The organism is Nocardia sp. CNS-044 (genome assembly GCF_059570515.1).
In genome coordinates, this window is record NZ_JCANSX010000005.1 from 1,121,248 (window position 1) to 1,141,176 (window position 19,929).

Annotated in this window: 15 protein-coding genes and 4 tRNA genes; 12 read left to right on the forward strand and 7 right to left on the reverse strand. The window is 69.3% G+C overall.

The features are described 5' to 3' along the window. Positions 1-75 precede the first annotated feature (75 nt). Positions 76-148 (reverse strand) — tRNA-Lys (locus tag T333_RS06160). 838 nt (positions 149-986) lie between these two features. Here T333_RS06160 and T333_RS06165 point away from each other — a divergent pair. The 6 genes from T333_RS06165 to T333_RS06190 all read left to right on the forward strand — a co-directional run bounded on the left by T333_RS06165 (position 987) and on the right by T333_RS06190 (position 3,313). After that, entirely contained in the window at positions 987-1,652 is a 666-nt protein-coding gene (locus T333_RS06165; RefSeq protein WP_355000291.1) for a TetR family transcriptional regulator, read from the forward strand. A gap of 95 nt (positions 1,653-1,747) precedes the next feature. Beyond that, positions 1,748-1,820: transfer RNA gene (locus T333_RS06170), tRNA-Glu, on the forward strand. 29 nt (positions 1,821-1,849) lie between these two features. Next, a tRNA-Asp gene (locus tag T333_RS06175) sits at positions 1,850-1,923 on the forward strand. A 58-nt stretch (positions 1,924-1,981) separates the two neighbouring features. After that, positions 1,982-2,058 (forward strand) — tRNA-Phe (locus tag T333_RS06180). Between the two features lie 111 nt (positions 2,059-2,169). Continuing rightward, positions 2,170-2,352, forward strand: a complete 183-nt coding sequence (locus tag T333_RS06185; protein ID WP_067790454.1) for a hypothetical protein — start codon at positions 2,170-2,172, stop codon at positions 2,350-2,352. A 241-nt stretch (positions 2,353-2,593) separates the two neighbouring features. Beyond that, a complete protein-coding gene (locus T333_RS06190) occupies positions 2,594-3,313 on the forward strand; it encodes a polyprenol monophosphomannose synthase (RefSeq protein ID WP_355000289.1) in 720 nt (239 codons plus the stop codon). Between the two features lie 72 nt (positions 3,314-3,385). Here T333_RS06190 and T333_RS06195 read toward each other — a convergent pair whose 3' ends face one another. From T333_RS06195 to T333_RS06205, 3 genes are all read right to left on the reverse strand, one after another. After that, positions 3,386-3,826, reverse strand: a complete 441-nt coding sequence (locus T333_RS06195) for a DUF6069 family protein (RefSeq protein ID WP_496423874.1) — start codon at positions 3,824-3,826, stop codon at positions 3,386-3,388. A 72-nt stretch (positions 3,827-3,898) separates the two neighbouring features. Then, entirely contained in the window at positions 3,899-5,422 is a 1,524-nt protein-coding gene (locus T333_RS06200; RefSeq protein WP_496423875.1) for an HAD-IB family hydrolase, read from the reverse strand. Then, positions 5,419-7,869, reverse strand: coding sequence for a glycerol-3-phosphate 1-O-acyltransferase (locus T333_RS06205; protein WP_355000286.1), 2,451 nt, complete (start codon positions 7,867-7,869; stop codon positions 5,419-5,421). The genes T333_RS06200 and T333_RS06205 overlap by 4 nt, the downstream gene beginning before the upstream one ends. Positions 7,870-8,201: 332 nt before the next feature. Between T333_RS06205 and nbtS the strand changes: the two genes are divergently transcribed. Beyond that, complete coding sequence (nbtS, locus tag T333_RS06210; RefSeq protein ID WP_496423876.1) at positions 8,202-9,515, forward strand: nocobactin biosynthesis salicylate synthase NbtS; 1,314 nt, start codon at positions 8,202-8,204, stop codon at positions 9,513-9,515. 124 nt (positions 9,516-9,639) lie between these two features. Here nbtS and T333_RS06215 read toward each other — a convergent pair whose 3' ends face one another. Further along, the gene (locus tag T333_RS06215) at positions 9,640-11,253 is read right to left on the reverse strand and encodes a (2,3-dihydroxybenzoyl)adenylate synthase (RefSeq protein WP_496423877.1); all 1,614 of its coding nucleotides are present in this window, start codon (positions 11,251-11,253) and stop codon (positions 9,640-9,642) included. Positions 11,254-11,405: 152 nt separating this feature from the next. Between T333_RS06215 and T333_RS06220 the strand changes: the two genes are divergently transcribed. From T333_RS06220 to T333_RS06235, 4 genes are all read left to right on the forward strand, one after another. Further along, entirely contained in the window at positions 11,406-14,996 is a 3,591-nt protein-coding gene (locus tag T333_RS06220) for a non-ribosomal peptide synthetase (protein WP_496423878.1), read from the forward strand. Positions 14,997-15,063: 67 nt separating this feature from the next. Beyond that, positions 15,064-15,942: an oxidoreductase gene (locus T333_RS06225; protein WP_496423879.1), complete on the forward strand. Its 879-nt coding sequence runs from the start codon at positions 15,064-15,066 to the stop codon at positions 15,940-15,942. A 152-nt stretch (positions 15,943-16,094) separates the two neighbouring features. Next, a complete protein-coding gene (locus tag T333_RS06230) occupies positions 16,095-16,244 on the forward strand; it encodes a hypothetical protein (RefSeq protein ID WP_355000281.1) in 150 nt (49 codons plus the stop codon). Between the two features lie 85 nt (positions 16,245-16,329). Continuing rightward, positions 16,330-17,421, forward strand: coding sequence for a 3-deoxy-7-phosphoheptulonate synthase (locus T333_RS06235; protein WP_355000280.1), 1,092 nt, complete (start codon positions 16,330-16,332; stop codon positions 17,419-17,421). Positions 17,422-17,544: 123 nt separating this feature from the next. On the opposite strand, the gene T333_RS06240 is transcribed toward T333_RS06235, so the two are convergent. Continuing rightward, positions 17,545-18,180, reverse strand: coding sequence for a class I SAM-dependent methyltransferase (locus tag T333_RS06240; RefSeq protein WP_355000279.1), 636 nt, complete (start codon positions 18,178-18,180; stop codon positions 17,545-17,547). Positions 18,181-18,266: 86 nt separating this feature from the next. Further along, positions 18,267-18,866 carry a GNAT family N-acetyltransferase gene (locus tag T333_RS06245; protein ID WP_496423880.1) on the reverse strand — a complete coding sequence of 200 codons (600 nt, stop codon included), beginning with the start codon at positions 18,864-18,866 and terminating at the stop codon, positions 18,267-18,269. A 104-nt stretch (positions 18,867-18,970) separates the two neighbouring features. On the opposite strand from T333_RS06245, the gene T333_RS06250 reads away from it, so the two are divergent. Then, positions 18,971-19,891, forward strand: coding sequence for a sigma-70 family RNA polymerase sigma factor (locus tag T333_RS06250; protein WP_496423881.1), 921 nt, complete (start codon positions 18,971-18,973; stop codon positions 19,889-19,891). Positions 19,892-19,929 lie beyond the last annotated feature (38 nt).

A 19,929-nucleotide genomic window follows, 5' to 3' on the forward strand; every position in this document is an offset into this window, starting at 1 on the left:
GCCGAGGCATCCTCGGCCTTCTCCGGACAGAAAGAACCGCAGGCGCCCGGATGGATCCGGGCGCCTGCGGCGGTGTGCCCCCAGTAGGGCTCGAACCTACGACCTGCGGATTAAAAGTCCGTAGCTCTACCAACTGAGCTATAGGGGCGCGAAGGGAAAGTGTAGTGCGCGGGGTCCGTATCGCCCAACCCGGGCGGGGGTGGGTCGGGGGGCGTGCGGCCGGGCGGTCGGCGGCGCGGTTCGAGTGGTGGCGGCGCGTGCGGTAACAAGGGAGGCGGGCGAGGCGATGCTGCCGGTAAACATTTGGCACCCAGCTTTGTTCATTCCGCGTAGAACTGGATATCATCCAATCATGTTGGCTTCCAGGGACTTTGGATTTGCAGAGGGCGGGAGACCGAAGCTCGGGGGAGCGCGTGGACGGCGCGGGCGATGGTCGCGCGGATGGCGGACGGGCGTCGAGCCTGCCGGTCGGGTCGGGTGAACAGCCCTGCGACGCTGCCGAATTCGGTAATCGGGGCGATGCCCGATTCTGATTGCGAGATGTTTGCTGTAACAGATATCCGAGTCCGGCGGCTATCTGACTCTTCGGTTTGCCGCGTGTCGCAAGGAGTTTCCGGGTACGGTGACGCCTTGGTGAATTCCGGAAGAATCGCCGCCACACCCGGCGAACTGGAATTCGGCTTATCGTTGTTGTGCCCGAACGTGTCACGAACGGTACGGCCGATCGTGGCGAACAAGGAGTCGATGCCGCAGGAGGCTGATCCGAGACGATGTTTGCCCGGGTGCGCACCCCCTGCGGCGCACCCGGGCAGGCAAACTATACCAGCTGGTGTGTTTCAGGTTTTTCGCAAGTTTTCGTACCGAAAGTTTGAAACTGGGCGAAAACCCGGTTTGAAGTATTGATAAAACTCATAACTTCGCGCCAAGGGTTCGTTCCTATGGGGGGCACCGATTGGCGGCGAGTAGGCTTCGGAGGCGTTTCGAGCATGGCACGGCAGCAAGAGCGGGCCCGCCGGACACGTGCGGCGATTATCAGGTCCGCCGCCGTTGAGTTCGGGAAGAGCGGCTATGCCGCTGCATCGCTCAACCGCATATTGGAGGGATCGCGCGCGACCAAGGGGGCGATGTACTTCCATTTCGATTCCAAGGAAGATCTGGCACGCGCGGTACTGGAGACGGCGGTGGAGCGGTATCGGTCCTCGGCCGAACGCTGGCTCGCTAGAACGGATCTCGGCCCGCTGGACACCTTGCACGGGATGATCGACGAGATGGCGCTCCGGCTCGAGCACGACATCATCGTGCAGGCGGAGTACCGCTTGATCATCGAGCCGGACTTCTATCGCGACGTGCAAACCGGCGGCGGTCGCATCCTCGGCCGTGCGACCAGGGTGCTGGCCGTGCGCGCCATCGAGCACGGACAGCTGCGCGCCGACGCCGATCCGGACCGGTTCACCAGGACGCTGGCGGCCGGTCTCGCGGGGCAGCGCTACATGCTCGATCTGCTGGGCGGCGCGACCGATCTGCGCTCGCGCTTCCAGGAGGTGCTCGAGGTCGTGGTCGATGCGATGTCCACCCCGGAGTGGGGCGCGAAGTTCCGGGTCGACGGATGGCGCGCGTCCGCACGGCTGGAAGAGCTCGGTCTGGGCCTCTGACCAGCCGATTTGGGAAACTCGGCGAGACTGTCATAAGCTATGCGAGCTCCCAACGGATACCCGTTGAAAAGCCGGTCCGGAGAAATCCGGGACGAGCCCCCTTCGTCTAGCGGCCTAGGACGCCGCCCTTTCAAGGCGGTAGCGCGGGTTCGAATCCCGTAGGGGGTACGGTCTTCGGACCGTTGGTAGCAGAGCAAGGCCCTGTGGCGCAGTTGGTTAGCGCGCCGCCCTGTCACGGCGGAGGTCGCGGGTTCGAGTCCCGTCAGGGTCGCAAATAAGCGCCGGAGCAATCCGGCGTTTAGCGTATGGCATTCGGAACGGGTGCCTGCGGCCAGGTAGCTCAGTTGGTACGAGCGTCCGCCTGAAAAGCGGAAGGTCGCCGGTTCGATCCCGGCCCTGGCCACCACAATCCCCTCGCCGGTCCGGCGGGGGGATTTTTCGTTTCGCGGGCGTTGGCGTATCCCGGTCCCGTCCGGAAACGTGGGCCGGGTGGTCGGCGAGGTGGGATGCTGGGGGCATGGCTGAACGGTGGTACTACTGCTTGAAGCACCAGCGTGCCGAGAAGGGCCGCCAGTGCTGGTTCCGGGACCGGATGGGCCCGTATCCGGACCAGGCCACGGCCGAACGCGCGCTGGAGATCGTCCGGGCGCGCAACGAGCGCGAGGACGCACGCGACCGATCCTGGCGCGACGGCGACTGAAACCCTTCCTGCGCGACAACAGATTTCGTTCGCGCGGCGCGGGAACGCGCGGCGGCGCGACCGTCGCCGCAGGTCCGCGACTTGATCTTGGTCCGGATCACGGCGCGTAATACCCTCGACGCCGCGTCCGGCCGCTCAGGTGCCCATCAGGTCGATCGAGTACGGTTTCTCAGAATCGAACGAGTGCTCGGCGGTCCGGCGTGGGCTGCGGGCCGGACCAGGTGAGCAGGGAGGGCGACCCTTGAGGGTTACCGTTGTTGTGCCGACCTACAACGAGCGGGAGAATCTGCCGGTGGCGGTGGAGCGGCTGACGGCGCTGCCGGTGGCCGACCTGCACGTCCTCGTCGTCGACGACAACTCGCCGGACGGCACCGGGGAGGTCGCCGACAAGCTGGCCGCCGAGCTGCCGAACGTGGTCGGCGTGCTGCACCGCACGGAGAAGGACGGACTCGGCCGCGCCTACGTCGCCGGTATCACCCGGGCGCTGGACGAAGGCGCCGACGTGGTGATTCAGATGGACGCCGATCTCTCGCATCCGGCCGAGGTGATTCCGGCCATGCTGGAGAAGCTGCGCGACACCGAGGCGGGCGTCGTGCTCGGCTCGCGGTACGTCCCGGGCGGTTCTACCGCCGAGGAGTGGAAGTGGTACCGCAAGGCGCTCTCGGCGTGGGCGAACTTCTACGTGAACCTGATCCTGCGCTTGGGCGTCAAGGACGCCACCGCGGGCTTCAAGGCATGGAAGGCCGACACGCTGCGCGCCATCGACGTGGCCTCGATCCGGAGCAACGGCTACTCGTTCCAGGTCGAGATGAACTACCGGACGGTCAAGCGGGGCATCGCGATCGCCGAGGTGCCGATCCGGTTCGAGGAGCGCACCCTGGGCGCCTCGAAGATGAGTCTGAAGGTGCAGCTGGAGTCGGCGCTGATGCCGTGGAAGCTGCTGTTCGGCCGCTCGGTCTGACCACACCGCAGAGCCCCGCGTCCGGGAAACGGAGGCGGGGCTCTGTTGTGTTCGGTGCTCATTCGGCCGGGCTCAGCGCTCGATCAGGTGCTTGCGCAGGCCCTCCATGCTGACAACGATGACCGGCACCAGCAGCACGTGCATGATCGACAGCGCCACGGTGGACGCGGTGTCGAAGTTGGCGGCGACGGTGCCCACGATGGTGGCGAGGCTCAGCGCCGAGCCGACCACCGCGGCGATCCGCAGCACGCCCACCCAGCGGTAGGACAGCAGGGCGGCGGCGGTCAGCCCGACCGCCAGCGGGACGGCGGACATGACGATCACGCCGCCGGGCGCGACGTCCTGGGTGGTCGTGCCGTCGACAATGACGAAGGAGCCGCCCGCGGCGGCGCCGATCAGCCAGACGACGAGGTTGGCCAGCACGCCGGCGGCGACCGCGCCGAGGACGGCGACCGGGCGGTTCACGGCGGGGATCTGGATGGTGGGTGCGGTGGTGGCGTGTGCGACAGACATGGTTCCGGTCTCCTGAGGCGAAGCTGTGAATTCGTTGTGAGACTCATCTTGAAACCTCAAGAATTGTTTAGGTCAATCGCGTTGCGGCGCAGTGTGTTCCATATCACTCGATCCGGTGTTCGGCCAGTCGAGCAACGTCGCAAGAAACAGCTGCCGTACCGTCTCGACCTGCTCGTTCATCGCCGCCGGATCCCAGTCGCGCACATCGATGGGCGCCAGGATCGCGACGTCCACCGTCCCGCGCCGCGCGATCATCGAATTGCGCCAGGAGATCTCGCCCGCGTTGCGGATCACCACCGGGATCACCGGAACGCCCGCCTGGTGCGCGATGTGGAAGGCGCCCTTCTTGAACGGCCCGACTTCCGGTGTGTACGAACGGGTTCCCTCCGGCGAGACGGCGATCGACAGCCCCCCGCACAGCGTCTCGACCACGGGCGCCAGCGCCGCTCTGGCGCGATGGGTGTCCGATCGGTCGATGAAGGTCACGCCGACGAAGCGCATCAGCGGACCGAACAGGGGGTTGCGGGTCAACTCCTTCTTGCCGATGCCGGTGACACCGCCGCCGATCACGTTCGGCACGATGATCACGTCGAACTGGCTCTGGTGGTTGAACAGGAAGACGGCGGGGCGCGGCCCTCGCGCGTGCTCGGCGCCGGTCACCCGGACGCGCACGCCGAGCGCGCGCAGCGTCGCGCCGGTGCCGTACGCCATCAGCGCGTCGGCCATCTTCCTGCGCTGCCCGGTGTACGACTTGGCGAGCACGCCGAACACCGCGCCGCCGATCAGCGCCGCGAAACCGGCGATCGTGCGCAGGTAGTCCAGCGGCCGAGGCGCTCTGCGCGGCCGGAAGGCCAGCGACGGCCAAGCGTTGTCGGTCGCCATCGCGCCCAGCTTGCGTTCGGGGTTGACCGCGACCGGGTGGCCGACGAGCGCGAGCACCGGTAGGTCCGCGACACCGTCGGCGTAGGCGTAACTGCGGCTCAGGTCGATGCCGTTGGCCGAGGCGAACGTGCGCACGGCGTCGGCTTTGCCGTGCCGCCACAGGGTCTTCCCCGCGGTGTAGCCGGTGAGCAGGCCGTCGCTGGTGGCCATCTCGGTGCAGAGCACGTGCCGGACGCCGAGCGCGGCGGCGGCGGGCGCGACCTGGAACCTGGTCAGCGAACTGGTCAGCACCACGGTGTGCCCGGCCGCCTCGTGCGTCCGGATCAATTGCCACGCTTCGGGATACAGGTGCCCGTAGACGGCGCGGCGGAACAGCTGGACGCCTAGTTCGTCGAGCTCGTCCTCGGTCCGCCCGGCCAGCACCTGGGCGGCCTGCTGGAGGAAGCGGCTGTACTCGCCGTCGGTCAGCCCGTTGCGGATGCTGCCGAGCAGCGTCGCGGACAGGCCGCGCGCGCCGCCGCCCAACGCCCTGCGATACAGCGGCGGCCGGGGGAACCCGTCCACGACAGTGCCGCCGAAGTCGAACACCGCGGCGATCTCGGGTCCCTGCGGCCCGGATCGGATGGCGGACAACATCGCGCCGAGATCGGCGGGCGCATCCCCCGGTCCGCCTCGATCATCGGCGGCCGGGCGCGGGGCTGCGGCCTGGCTCATCGCGCCCCCAGCCCCGGGATGTTGGACGGGTCGAGGGCCGCGGCCTGCGCGATGCGGGCCCCGATACCGCGCAGCCGATCGGCGAATTCGGCACGGCGCGCGATCAATTCGGTGCGGTCCTTGGCCGAGGTCCCCGATACCGGCCGCAGCAGCCCGTGGTTGTCGGCCAGTTTCAGCGCACTGCCGAACAGTTCGGTGGACACCGATTCCGGGCTGTGCAGGCGCTGCTGGAGCAGCATCTGCCTGCCCACTGACACGCATTCGTCGAGGAATTCCTTGCGGTCGATCGCGGCGCCGGGATCGCGCGCGGCCAACCGCTCGGCGACGACGAGCTGCGCGTCGAAGAACGAGCGCAGCACGCGGTGGGCCATCATGAATCCGGAGGCGGTGAGCTTCCCGAGGATGTCGGTGCCGAGGGTGTCCTTGCGGCTGCGTCCGTTCCACTCCGGATCGACGAGCAGCATCTCGGCGGTGATCTGGGTGGTGAATTCCGCGCGGTCCGGGAAGAAGAACTCGAACTTCAACAGGTCGCGCAGCCGGAACGCCTCGTCCCATCCGGTCCGAAGCTGGTCGGGCGCACCGGAATCCACCGCGGCGAGGATCGACAATTCCAGGATCGCCCGGTTCACGAACCAGTGCACGGCGCTGTTGCGGTAGAACGCGGCCTCCAGGTGCGCGCCGCTCTCGATCGAATACACCGGCTCCAGGCCGCCGCGATAGACGGTCACCACCTTGGCCAGCGAAAGCTGTTCCAGCACAACGGCCAGGTTCGGTTCGTCGCGCAGCGCGTCGAGCTCACCGCTGGGCAGCTCGCGCTTCTCGATGTAGCCGAGCACCGGCGCGAGCAGCGAGCGGACCTCGCCGAGGGTGAGCGCGCGCTCGTCCACGCCGAGCAGGGCCAGTGTGACCAGCGAGTTGACGGTGATGGGCGTGACCGTGTTGATCCCGACGGCGATCTCGAAAGCCAGGCGCTGCACGGCCTTTCGCTCGCGCTCCATGGTCTCCGGATCGGTGTCGGCGACCGGCTCGGCGACCGATTCGGTGTGGTGCAAGGGAATCGAGATCCGCGGCGGAGCGAGCGGGTCGCCGTGCGCGGCCAGCCGGTCGCGGGCCGAGAGCGGCGCGCCGAAGCGGACGTAGACGCGGCCCGCCGAATGCTGCTGGCTGCGGATGTAGCGCGCCATCCAGGCCAGCCCCTCCGGTTTCTTGGTGCCGCCCGCCTGTTCGGTGGCGATGGCGCCGAGTTCGTTGAGCCGCTCGTAGGTGATCGATACCGGGACCAGCATGACGTCGTCGACGCGGTCGGCGCGCACCGCGGCGGCGAGGTAGTTGAGCAGGCCGTAACGCGGCGGGCGCAGCTTGCCGGTGCGGGTGCGGCCGCCCTCGAAGTACCACTCCAGGTTGAAGCGTTTGGCGACCAGGTAGGCGAAGTACTCCTCGACCACCGCCTTGTAGACCTCGTCGTCGCCGAAGCTACGCCGGATGAACACCGTGCCGGTGCGCCGCGCGATCGGGCCGAGCGGCCAGAACCGCAGATTGGCGCCGCCGATCACGTGGTTGGGCGGGAAGTCGTTGCGGGCCAGCACGTCACCGAGCACGAACGCGTCCACGTAGGAACGGTGCGAGGGCAGGAAGACCAGCGGATAGCGGCGGTTGAGCGCGCGCAGCGCGGCAAGGCCGGAGTCGTCGGTGTCGACTTTCCACGTCGAGGCGTGCACCGGTCGCATGGCCTGGGTGAACAGATCCGAGACCGTCCGGCTCTGCGCGGCGACCAGTTCGTTGAGCGCCCGCTCCGCGCGGCGATACACCTCCTGGGGATCCGCGCCGATCCGGTCGGCGATCAGCTCCAGCCTGCGCAAGAAGTCGGGGGAGTCGAGGATCTCCTCGGCCACCAGCCGGGGCACCTTGTATCGGTCGCCGATGATGGACCGCTCCGCGCGTTCCAGCGCGACCACCGCGGCGCGCAGGATGGCGCGGGCGAACGGCTCGGCGGTTCCCGCCGCGTGCAGCGCGGAGGCCTCGGGATTGTTGACGCGCAGCTCGCTCAGCAGAGCGGGTTGCCCGGTCAGGATCACGTGCCGGTCCGGCGATTTGCGCACCAGCTTGCGCTGCGCGAGCCAGTGTGGTTTGCGGGGATTGGTCAGCATCGCCAGATCGGCGAAGGTCATCCGGCGCACGCCGTCGCGCTCGGGCGGCAGCCAGAGCACCCGGATCGGCACCACCAGCGGGTCGTCGCGGCGACCGACCAGCCTGTCCGCGATCGCGTCCGAGTCCAGGTCGAGCTGGGTGATCGGCGCGTCGGTGCCGATCTCCTTGGCGATGCCGCCGTCGCCGAGCCAGGCGCCGACCAGTTCGCGCTCGACCCCGGAGGTGGCGTCCACCAGCGCCACCACCGACCGGGGCGCGGTAGCTGACTTCGTCGGCGAGCCGCCGCGGTGATCGATCATCGATGTTCTTCCCTCCGCAGGTGACGCTTCCTTCATTCAAGCCTGCCGCGCCGCTGTGCGCAGGCACTCCGCGCGGCGAGTTCGATTCCGGTGCGGTGAACGCGCGCAGCGGGCTGCCCTCGAACGCGGGCGCGGCAGGCGGGGAGCGGCGGTCGCGGGAAGCGCGCGGCGGAGTGTCCGACAGTGCGCGGCGGCCGTTGCGGCCGGATAACCGGTGTCGCCCAGGGCGTTTGCCGCAATAAACATCATGTGGTCGCGAGCACACTTTCGCGGTGCCGAGGTAATGCTAACCTTACCTCTCGAAGTTAGGTCAGGGTTACCTTGGAGGATCGTTGTCGACCACGGACGAGCGCTTGCGCGTAGAGTATGTAACCGATCCGGCGGCAGCGATGTCACGGCTGGCTGCGGCGGATAGTTTCGGCGAGTACGTGATGTACGAACGTCCGGGGGAGTGGGTGTTCGCGGCCGATCCGATCGGCAGCATCGAACTCGACGTGCGCGAACTGCGCGTCACCTGGGAGGGGAAGACCACCACCACGAGCTGGACGGGCACGCCCGCGCGAGCTCTGGACGAGGCCCTCGGCCTGCTGCCGCTGGACGGCCGTCGCGCCTACGGCTGGATCGGATTCGAGTTCTGCGCGTGGGCGCTGGACGCGACCGCGCACTTGGACGAGCGGACGCCCTTGGCGCACCTGATGATTCCGCGCATCGAGGTCCGTGTGGACGAATCCGGTATTCGCATCTCGGGCGCCACGCCGAGCGAGACCGGTGACATCCACGATCTCATCGCCGAGGCGCAGGGCAGCGACCTGCCGACGCCGCACCCGGCCGACATCCGGGTGGATCCGACCGGTTACCGCGACCGGGTCGCCGAGGCTGTCGCGGAAATCCGTTCCGGCCGTTACCAGAAGGTCATCCTCTCCAGGAAGGTCGAGCTGCCGTTCGCGGTCGACGTGCCCGCCACCTACCGGCTCGGCCGGGCGAACAACACGCCCGCCCGCTCCTTCCTGCTGCGGCTCGGCGGTCTCGAAGCCGCGGGCTTCAGCCCGGAGCTGGTCGCCTCCGTCGACGAGGACCGGGTGGTCACCACCGAGCCGCTGGCGGGCACCCGCGCCTTCGGCCTCGGCGCGGAGGTCGACATGGCGGCCCGCGCCGATCTGGTCAGCGATCCGAAAGAGATCGTGGAGCACGCCATTTCGGTGCAGACCTCGTTCGCCGAGATCAGCGCGGTCGCCGATCCCGGTACGCCCGCGGTGTCCGATTTCATGGCGGTGCGCGAGCGCGGCAGCGTGCAGCACCTCGCCTCCACCGTGCGCGGCAGGCTGGCCGCCGATCGCTCCAGCTGGGACGCGCTCGAGGTGCTCTTCCCGTCGGTCACCGCGTCCGGCATCCCCAAGCGCGAGGGCGTCGACTCGGTCTTCCGCCTCGACGGTGCGCCGCGCGGGCTGTACTCCGGTGCGGTGGTGACGATCTCGCCGACCGGCGCGATGGAGGCCACGCTGGTGCTGCGCGCGGTCTACCAGACCACCGAGGGCGCCTGGCTGCGCGCGGGCGCGGGCATCGTCGGACAGTCCCGTCCCGAGCGCGAATTCGAGGAGACCTGCGAAAAGCTCGGTAGCGTCGCGCCGTACGTCGTCAAGGCGTAGCGGACGCCGAGAGTCGAGCGCACGTCGAAAGACCAACGGGCCGCCCACCATTCGGTGGGCGGCCCGTGTCGTCGGATCCGTGCCTGGACGAGTCGCGACCGGCATGTCGAGTCGCGCGACCGTACTACTGGGCGCGCAGCGCCTTCTTATCGATCTTGCCGACCGCGGTGATCGGCAGCTCGTCCGCCTGGCGCAGCACGTCGGGCAGCTTGTAGGTGGCGAGGCCGCGGTCGGTGAGGAAGGTCTTGATTTCGGCCAGGGTCGGCATCGCGCCGTCGACGACCAGTATCGCGCAGACCTTTTCGCCGAGCGCCGCGTCCGGCAGCCCGACCGCGGCGGCGTGCCGGACGGCCGGATGGGCGAGCAGGTGCTCCTCGAGCTCGTCGCAGGAGATGTTCTCGCCGCCGCGGTTGATCACGTCCTTGATCCGGCCGGAGACCACGAGGTGGCCGGACGGGAGGCGACGGACCAGGTCGCCGCTGCGGTAGTAGCCGTCGGGAGTGAAGGCGCGGGCGTTGTGCTCGGGCGCGCGGTAGTAGCCGCGAATCGTATAGGGGCCCTTGGTGAGCAGCTCACCCTCCTCGCCCGGCGCGACGTCGTTGCCTTCGCCGTCCACCACCCGCACCTCGTCGGCGGGGGAGAGCGGTCTGCCCTGGGTGGTGTGCAGCAGCTCGGCCGGATCGTCGAGCCGGGTGTAGTTGAGCAGACCCTCGGCCATGCCGAACACCTGCTGCAAGGTGGCGCCGAGAGCGGGGGTGACCTCGACGGCGTTCACCTCGGCCAGACGCGCGCCGCCGACTTGGAGCAGGCGCAGCGAGGCGAGGTCGGCGTCCTCCCATTCGGTTGCCGCGCACCACAACTGGGCCAGCGGCGGCACCACGGCGGTGACCGTGACCCGGTGCTTCTCGATGGCGGCGAAGGCGCTCTCGGGGCTCGGATCGGTGACGAACGCGACCGTGCCGCCGACGCTCACGGTGCCGAGGATGCCGGGGCAGGCGAGCGGGAAGTTGTGCGCGGCGGGCAGCGTCGCCAGGTAGACGTCGTCGGCGGTGAGCTCGCACACCGCGGCGCTCGCGGTGGCGTTGTATGCGTAATCGTCGTGCGTGCGGGCGATCAGCTTGGGCAGGCCGGTGGTGCCGCCCGAGACCAGCATCAGCGCGATGTCGCTCGGGTCGACCTCGGGGAGCGACAACCCAGCGCCGTCGCAGGGGACCGAATTCAGGTCGGTGAACGCGCCCGGCTCGCCGAGCACGAGCACGTGGCGCAAGCTCGGCACGGACTCGCGCACCGTCGCGGCCAGTTCCCGGTAGTCGAAATCGCCGTGCCGGTCGACGATGACGTAACCCACCGCCTCGGAAAGCGCGGCCAGATGCTCGATTTCGGCCCTGCGGTGGGCGGGCAGCGTCAGCACCGGGATGATGCCCGCCCGCAGCAGACCGAACAGCACCGTCAGGAACTCGGGCACGTTGGGCAACTGCACGACGACGCGGTCGCCCGGCACGATGCCCAGCGCGAGCAGACCGTGCGCCATCCGATCGGCCTCGGCGTCCACTTCCGCGTAACTGCGCTCCCCCGCGTCGGTGATCAGCGCGGTGCGCCCCGGCTCCTTGCGCGCGGTCTCGCGCAGCAGGTCGCCGAGCGCGCGGCCGGTCCAGTAGCCGGCGGCCCGATAGTTCTCGGCCGCGTCGGCGGGGAAGGGGACGTAGCCCTCTCGGTGGGTGCTGGATGTGGTGGTCACGGGCCGCCTCACAAAGTCGGAACGGGTAGTTCTCGGATCTAGTAATTAGGGTCTCTTTATGTAGGTTAGGCAACCCTATCTCAGTGCGATACGCTATCGCCGAGCAGTCTCGATCCGCCGGATGCGGCGGCGAACAAGGAGTACAGCGGCACATGGAGCCAGCACAGCGACCGGGGGACGGAGCGGGGAGCGCCGCGCACGCGGTGATCGGCCGGGACGAGATCCGCGCCGCGATCGCCGGGCAACTCGGCATCGATATCGACGCGATCGCCGACGAGGACGATCTGATCCAGCTGGGCCTGGATTCCATCCGGACCATGAAACTGGCCGGTGGTTGGCGCAAGCGCGGCGCGGACGTCAACTTCGCCCAGCTGGCCGCCACGCCGACCGTCGCGGAATGGTCCCGGTTGCTCGGCGCGGGCGCCGCACCCGCAGAAGCCGCAGCCGCGGAGTCGGACGCCGAGACGGGCGAATCTGCCGTGGCACTCGCCGAATCCGGTACAGCGCCCGTCGAGTCGGCCACCGCACTGGTCGAATCCGCCGAGGCCGGGGACGAATCCGAGCCCTTCCCGCTGGCGACCATGCAGCACGCCTACTGGATCGGCCGCTCCGACGAACAGGATCTGGGCGGCGTCGCCGCGCACCTGTACGTCGAATTCGACGGTTCCGCCGTCGATCCCGAGCGGCTCGAGCGCGCCGTCGCGGCCCTGGTCGCCGCGCACCCGATGCTGCGCACCCGGGTGCTGCCGGATGGAACGCAGCAGACGATGCCCGCGCCCGGCCGTCCGGTGTTCTCCGTCGTCGACCTGCGCGCGGAGTCCGCCGAAGCCGCGGCCGCCGAGCTGGAACGCCTGCGCGACAGCAAGACCCACCAGCGTCTCGACATCGAGGCCGGGCAGGTCCTCGACGTGACGCTCAGCCTGCTGGCCGACGACCGCACCCGCCTGCACCTCGACGTCGACATGCTCGCGGGCGACGCCATGAGCTACCGCGTCCTGATCTCCGACCTGGCCGAGCTCTACCACGGCGGGTCGCTGCCCGCCGAGACCTACAGCTACCGCCGCTACCGCACCGAACGTCAGATCGACGCGGCCGCGCGGGAGCGCGACAAGCAGTGGTGGCAGGAACGGCTGTCTCGGCTGCCCGGTTCGCCCGAGCTGCCGACCATTCCGGTCAGCGAGCGCGCCGACCCGCACCGGACCGTCCGCTACAACCACTGGCTCGAGCCGGAGGCCAAGCAGCGGCTGCTGGACGCCGCGCACGCGCGCGGCATCACCCCGGCCATGGCGCTGGCCGCGGTGTTCGCCGAAACCATCGGCGGCTGGTCCGCGCAGAGCCGATTCCTGTTGAACGTGCCGCTGTTCCACCGTGAGCCGGTGCATCCCGACATCGATCGCGTGATCGGCGATTTCACGTCGTCGATCATGCTCGAGGTGGATGTCAGCGCGGACTTGACGGTCGCCGACCGTGCTCGGGCGTTGCAGCGCTCGATGCACGAAAGCGGCGCGCACACCGCCTATTCCGGCCTCGAGGTGCTGCGCGACCTCGGCCGCCACCGCGGCGAGCCGGTGCTCGCGCCGATCGTCTACACCAGTGCGCTCAATCTCGGCGAGCTGTTCGCCGATTCGGTGACCGAGACCTTCGGCGAGCCGGTCTGGATCATCTCGCAGGGCCCGCAGGTGCTGCTCGACGCGCAGGTCACCGAGGTGCGCGGCGGCCTGCTGCTGAACTGGGACGTGCGCGAATCCGCCTTCCCCGAAGGCGTGATCGACGCGATGTTCACCAGCTACACCGACGCCATCGCGCGGCTCGGCGCGGGCGAGGCCGGGTGGAATGCCGAGGCGGCGGTACGTCTTCCGCTCGCGCAGGCCACCGTGCGCGCGCAGGTCAACGCGACCGACGGACCGGTGACCGGCCGCGCGCTGCACGAGGGCTTCTTCCAGCACGCCGCGGCGACGCCCGACGCGCCCGCGGTGCTGTGGCAGACCGACGGCGTCGACGGCGGATGGAGCTACGGCGAATTGGCCACGCAGGCACTGGCCGTGGCCGGTGCGCTGCGGGATCAGGGCGTGCGGCAGGGCGATACCGTCGCGGTGCAGTTGCCGAAGGGCCCGGATCAGATCCTCGCGGTGCTCGGTGTGCTCGCGGCGGGCGCGACCTACGTGCCGATCGGCTTCGACCAGCCGGTGGGCAGGCGCGCGGAAATCCTGCGCACCGGCGAGGTGGTGGCCGCGCTCACCGTCGACGGTGCGGACATGGGAAGTCCCGAGATCGCCTGCGTGCCGGTCTCGCAGGCCGCACAGCACCCGAATCCGCTTGCCGCGCCGGTGATCCCGGATACCTCCGCCATCGCATACGTGCTGTTCACCTCCGGTTCGACCGGCGTGCCCAAGGGCGTCGACCTACCGCACAGCGGCCCGATGAACACCATCGACGCCGTGAACGACTGGTTCGGGGTCGGTCCCGGCGACCGGGTACTCGGGCTGTCCGCCCTGGAGTTCGACGCCTCGGTCTACGACATCTTCGGCATGTTCTCGGTCGGCGGCTCCGTCGTCGCGCTGAATCCGAGGCAGCGCGAGGAGGCGACCACCTGGGTCGAGCTGTTGCGGCACTTCCGGGTGACCATCCTCAACTGCGTGCCGAGCATGCTCGACATGATCCTCGAGATCGGCGGCGACGAACTGGGCGACTCGCTGCGCGCGGTGACCCTTGGCGGCGACTGGGTCGGCGCCGATCTCGCGCGCAGGCTCGCCGCGCAAGTGCCCGGCTGCCGCTTCTCCGGCCTGGGCGGCGCGACCGAAACGTCCATCCACAACACCATTTGCGAGGTCAGCGATCCGCCCGCGCACTGGACGACGGTGCCGTTCGGCGTTCCGCTGCGCAATGTGCGCTGCCGCGTGGTCAATTCGGCGGGCCGCGACTGCCCGGACTGGGTGCCGGGCGAATTCTGGGTGGGCGGCGCGAACGTCGCCGCGGGTTACCGCAACGATCCCGAGCGCACCGCCGAACGGTTCGTGACGCACGACGACATCCGCTGGTACCGCACCGGCGACATGGCCCGCTACTGGCCGGACGGCACGATCGAATTCCTCGGCCGCGCCGACCACCAGGTGCAGATCCGTGGCTACCGTGTGGAACTCGGTGAGGTGGAGAGCGCGCTGCGCACCGCGCCGGGCGTCCGGCACGCGGTCGCGGCCGTGGTCGGAACGGGTGCGCCGAAGCTGGTCGCGGCCGTGGCCGGGTTCCCGGGCAGCACTGTGGATCTGGTCGGCGCGATCTCGGATCTGTTGCCCGGCTACATGATTCCGACTCGCATCGAACTCCTGGAGGACATGCCGCTCACCGACAACGGCAAGCTCGACCGCCGCGCGGTCGTCGCGCTGCTCGAGCCCTCGGCGCAGGACACCGCGGACCTCGCGCCGCGCACGCCGCTGGAGTCGGCGCTCGCGGCCATCATCGCCGAGGTGCTCGGCGTGCCGCGGCTCGGCGTGCACGACGACTTCTTCGGGCTCGGCGGCGACTCGGTGCTCGCGACGACGGCGATCGCCCGGGTCCGCGAATGGCTCGACGCGGAGCACGCGCTGGTCGCGGACATCCTCGTCGGCCGCACGGTGGCGGGGCTGGCCGAGCGCTTGCTCGCGAAGGAGGCCGAGGCGGGCACGCCGGACCGGCTGGACGAGGTCGCCAAGCTGTATCTGGAGGTCGCGGCCATGACCGACGAGGAGATCCTCGCCCAGGCCTGACGCGGTTTCCCGTCGCCTCGATTCGATCGGGGCGACGGGTCGCGCTTCCGGGACTAAACTTCCCGGCATGACCCGTTGGGACGCCTCGAACATCCCCGATCAGACCGGCCGGACGTTCATCGTCACCGGCGCGAACAGCGGCTTGGGCGCGGTGGCGGCGCGTGCGCTCGCCGGGGCGGGGGCCGATGTGGTGCTGGCCTGCCGCAACGTCGCCAAGGGGGAGAAGGTCGCCGCCGAGCTCGGCGAGCGCGCCACGGTGCGCGCGCTCGATCTGGCCGATCTCTCCTCGGTGCGCGAGTTCGCCGAATCGGTGGACCGAGTCGACGTGCTGATCAACAACGCGGGCGTCATGGCGGTGCCCGAGGGGCGCACCAAAGACGGCTTCGAAATGCAGGTCGGCACCAACCATCTCGGCCACTTCGCGCTGACCGGCCTACTACTGGACAAGGTCTCGGACCGGGTGGTCACGGTGTCCAGCGGCGCGCACGCCATCGGCAGGATCGACCTGGACGACTTGAACTGGGAGCGCAGGAAATACCAGCGCTGGGCCGCCTACGGGCGGGCCAAGCTGGCCAACCTGATGTTCGCCTACGAGTTGCAGCGCAAGCTGACCGCCGCCGGTTCCGGCAAGATCTCGGTGGCCGCGCACCCCGGCTACGCCGCGACCGAATTGCAGTCGCACACCGAGTCGCTGCTCGACCCGATCATGTCGGTCGGCAACCGGCTGTTCGCGCAGAGCGCCGAAATGGGCGCGCTGCCAGAGCTTTACGCCGCCACCGTCACGCCGATCGAGCCGGGCGCGTTCTACGGCCCCACCGGGCTCGGCGGCATGCGCGGCTACCCGGGCATCTCGGGTTCGACCAAGCAGTCCCGCGACGAGGCCGTCGCAAGGGGGCTGTGGGAGTTGTCGGAGAAGCTCACGGGCGTCACCTACTCGTTCTCCTGACGGTGGACGCGCTACGCCGACCAGATCGCGCCGGGCTCATCGCGCTGATCGACGTCGACAACCGGATGAACGTCGTCGCGGGCGGGTAGCAGCCGGATCAGTGGAGCTGATCACGTTCCTGGCCTCGGGGCCGGTAGCCGACGAGTATCGATGTGACGACCGACGCCGTCTCGATCATGGAAATTGGCCCCTGCGTCACCCGGCTGCCAACGCCTGGTACAGTGACCGACGTGCAGCGCGCGTATTTCTGGTTTAGCAAGCCGGCCCTGGGTGGGTCGGTCTGCGGCAACCACATGCGCTGACTTCTTCCACCCCGAGCCGGATGATGGACCGGCTCGACGGTATTCATGTCCGTGGGTCGGCCTTGACGAAAAGGAACCCACACAGATGACAACCGCAGCCGACGTCGACGCGCGGCATTCCGATCTCGACGACCAGCGCACCCTGTCCGTGAGCCCGTTACGCTCGCCGGCCGAGGTGCGCATGGTGCACCCGATCAGCGATGCGCTGGCCGACACCGTCCGCGCGGGCCGCAAGGCCACGGTGGACGTGCTCGACGGCGCCGACGACCGCCTGATGGTGATCGTCGGCCCGTGTTCCGTGCACGATCCCGCGGCGGCGCTGGACTACGCGCGGCGGCTGGCCGAGAAGGCCGCCGAGCTGAGCGACCGGCTGCACGTGGTGATGCGCGTCTACTTCGAGAAGCCGCGCACCAGCCTCGGCTGGAAGGGCCTGATCAACGACCCGCACCTGGACGGCTCGTTCGACGTCAACACCGGCCTCGGCATCGGTCGCAAGGTGCTCGTCGACATCACCGCCCTCGGTCTGCCGGTGGCCTGTGAGTTCCTCGACCCGATCACCCCGCAGTACATCGCGGACCTGGTCTCCTACGGCGCGATCGGCGCGCGCACCGCGGCCAGCCAGGTGCACCGTCAGCTGAGCAGCGCGCTGTCCATGCCGGTCGGCATCAAGAACGGCACGGACGGCGACGTGCAGGTGGCCGTGGACGGCGTGCGCGCCGCGGCGGCCAGCCACGTCTTCCCCGGCACCGATCTCGACGGCCGTTCCGCGCTGATCCGCACCACCGGCAACCCCGACTGCCACGTGATCCTGCGCGGCGGCAGCACCGGCCCGAACTTCGACGCGGCCTCCGTCGCCGAGGCCTGCCTGCGCCTGGAGAAGGCGAGCCTGCCGCAGCGCATCGTGGTGGACGCCAGCCACGGCAACAGCAACAAGGACCACAACAAGCAGGTCGACGTGGTCACCGACATCGCGGAGCGCATCGCCGGTGGCGAGCGCAGCGTCGTCGGCGTGATGCTGGAGAGCTTCCTGGTCGCGGGTCGTCAGGATCTCACCCTCGGCCGCGCCGCGGACCTCACCTACGGCCAGTCCATCACCGACGCCTGCATCGACTGGTCCACCACCGCGGCCCAGCTGGACCGCCTCGCCGACGCCGTCGCTCAGCGCCGCGCGGGCTGACCATCCTTTCGACGCCTCACAGCGCCAGCGAGCCTGTGAGGCGTGGGAAAGGGGGGTGTCGAGCCGATGCCGGATATAGGTGGCCTTCGGTCGGTTACCGCGCCGAGCATTCCGGACGCGCCACTAATCCAGCTCGCCGATCACGCAGAGCAGATCGCCGGAGGCGACGGTGCGCTCGGTGAACCCGGCCTGGGCCAAGTGTTCACCGAGCCGCCCCGGCGGCGGCTTCGGCGATGCCGCCGCACCATCCGGATCGCCGTATCCGTAGCAGAGGTAGAGCACGCCGCCCTGCGCGAGCAGGCGCCGGATCAGTGCGAGTTCGGCGGTGGGCCGTTTGGTCCAGAACAGGTTGACGTTGACCGCGAGGATCTTGTCGAAGGCGTCGATCCCGAAATCGTCGAGCACCTGTTCCGGTCGCAGTCCAGTCAGCTCGGCGTGCACCAGACCGACGCGGCCCGGATCACCATGCGACGCTTCGCCTTCGCGCGGCTCGGTGCCGCCTGTGCGCGAACTTCGGGCGCGGGTGCTCTCGCCGGGCGGTGCGCCGTGGACCGATGGATCGAGCCCGGCGGCGCGCAACCGTTCCGCCGCGCGAGTGATCGCCGTCGCGGAGCGCTCGACGCCGATGACGCGCCCCTCGGGCACTCGGTCGGCCAGCAGCGACAGCGACGGGCTCGCGCCGGGGCCGATCTCCAGGACCCGATCCGCGCGCCCGAGCGTCATCGTGTCGGCGAACCAGTGGAAGCGTGCGTCACCCACGGCCGACCGTCCTTTTACCCTCGGCTCGCGCGTTGTCGTCTGCGGGTCCGAGCGCCGGGGCGTTCACGAACCAGCGATTCCCGTCATCACCCATGGGGGACAGTGTCGCGGAGCGCCGGGAACTCCGCGGGCCAATCGGCGACCTGGCCCGGCGGATCGCTGTGCAGGCGCGCCGCCAGCCACTCGTCGCGCCGGACGCCGCGCTGCCACCCCCCGAGCCGCGCCAGACCCTCGTAGCGAAACCCGTTGCGGCGCACTGTGGCCGCCGACGCGTAGTTGCCGACGAACGCGCGCCAGCTGATCCGGGCCAGTCCCATGCCGTCGGCGGCGAAGCCGAATGCGCAGACCATCGCCACCGCGCGCGACATGTGGCCACGGCCGCGGTGCTCGGGGCCGAGCCAGAAACCGATCTCGCACGCGGTCGGGTCTTTTTGCTCGAGGCCGATCATGCCGATGACGGGTCCGTCCGCCGCGAGGCGCAGCGCCCAGGTCGGGCTGCGCGCGGCCCAGCCCGGTACGACGAAGTCGGCGAAGAATTTCTCGGCGTCCGCCGGGCCGTACGGCACCGGGATCGTCGTCCACTCGCCGATGGACGGGTGCTGGCAGCGGGCGATGATGACATCGGTATCGGCCGCGGTGGGCGGGGAAAGCCAGACCGCGCCGTCCGAGAGCGTGCGGATCTCCATCGAGCCATCGTGACACGGACGGGTCGACGGGGGCATCCGGTTATCGGATGACCGGATGGATACCGCGGTGATCGCCCGACCAAGCGGACCGTAGAATCGGCCCGATGGTTGCCGCTCTTCTCGCCGACTTGTTCGAATCGCATCGGGCTCATTTGCTTTCCGTCGCCTACCGGCTGACGGGCAGCGTCGGCGACGCCGAGGACGCGGTGCAGGAGAGTTTTCTGCGGTTGGCGGGGACCCACCAGTCCGAGATCGACGATCTGCGGGCTTGGTTGACCACCGTGGTGAGCCGAATCTGCTTGGACCACTTGCGCAGTGCGGCGTCGCGCCGGGAAACCTATGTGGGGCAATGGTTGCCGGAGCCGATCGTCACGGGCGTCACGCCGTCGAGTACGCCGGATCCGCTGGAATCGGTGGTGCGCAGGCAGGAATACCGCATGGCCGCGATGGTCGTGCTGGATACCCTCACTCCGCCGCAGCGGGTGGCGTTCGTGCTGCACGACGGGTTGGCGGTGCCGTTCGACGAGATCGCCGAAGTTCTCGGCGTCTCCGCGGATGCCGCGCGGCAGTTGGCCGTTCGGGCGCGCAAGGCGGTCGATGGCGTGCCCGCCCCGGTATCGGACGACGAGCACGAGGCGGCCGTTCGTCGCTTGCTCGCGGCGCTGGCGACCGGCGACGTCGCCGCGGTCGCTCGTGCGCTGCACCCGGATTCGGTGCTCATCGGCGACGCCAACGGCACCACCTCCACGGCGGTGAACATCGTCGGCGGCGCGGAGAAGATCGCCCGCTTCATGCTGGGTCTGGTTCGCAAGTACGGCATCGGCGACACCGATCAGGCCGCGACTCGCTACGAATTCGCCACGGTGAACGGGCAATTGGGGCTCGTGATGAATCTGGACTCGGAGACCGAGGAACAGGATTGGCATCCGGCGCGGGTCGTCGGTTTCACGGTGCGCGACGAATTGGTCTGGGGCACTTACGATCACGCCAACCCCGCCAAGCTGACCGGCGTGCGGCTGGCCTGAACCGCCGGGCCGGACCCTCATCGCCCGACCCGGCGGAT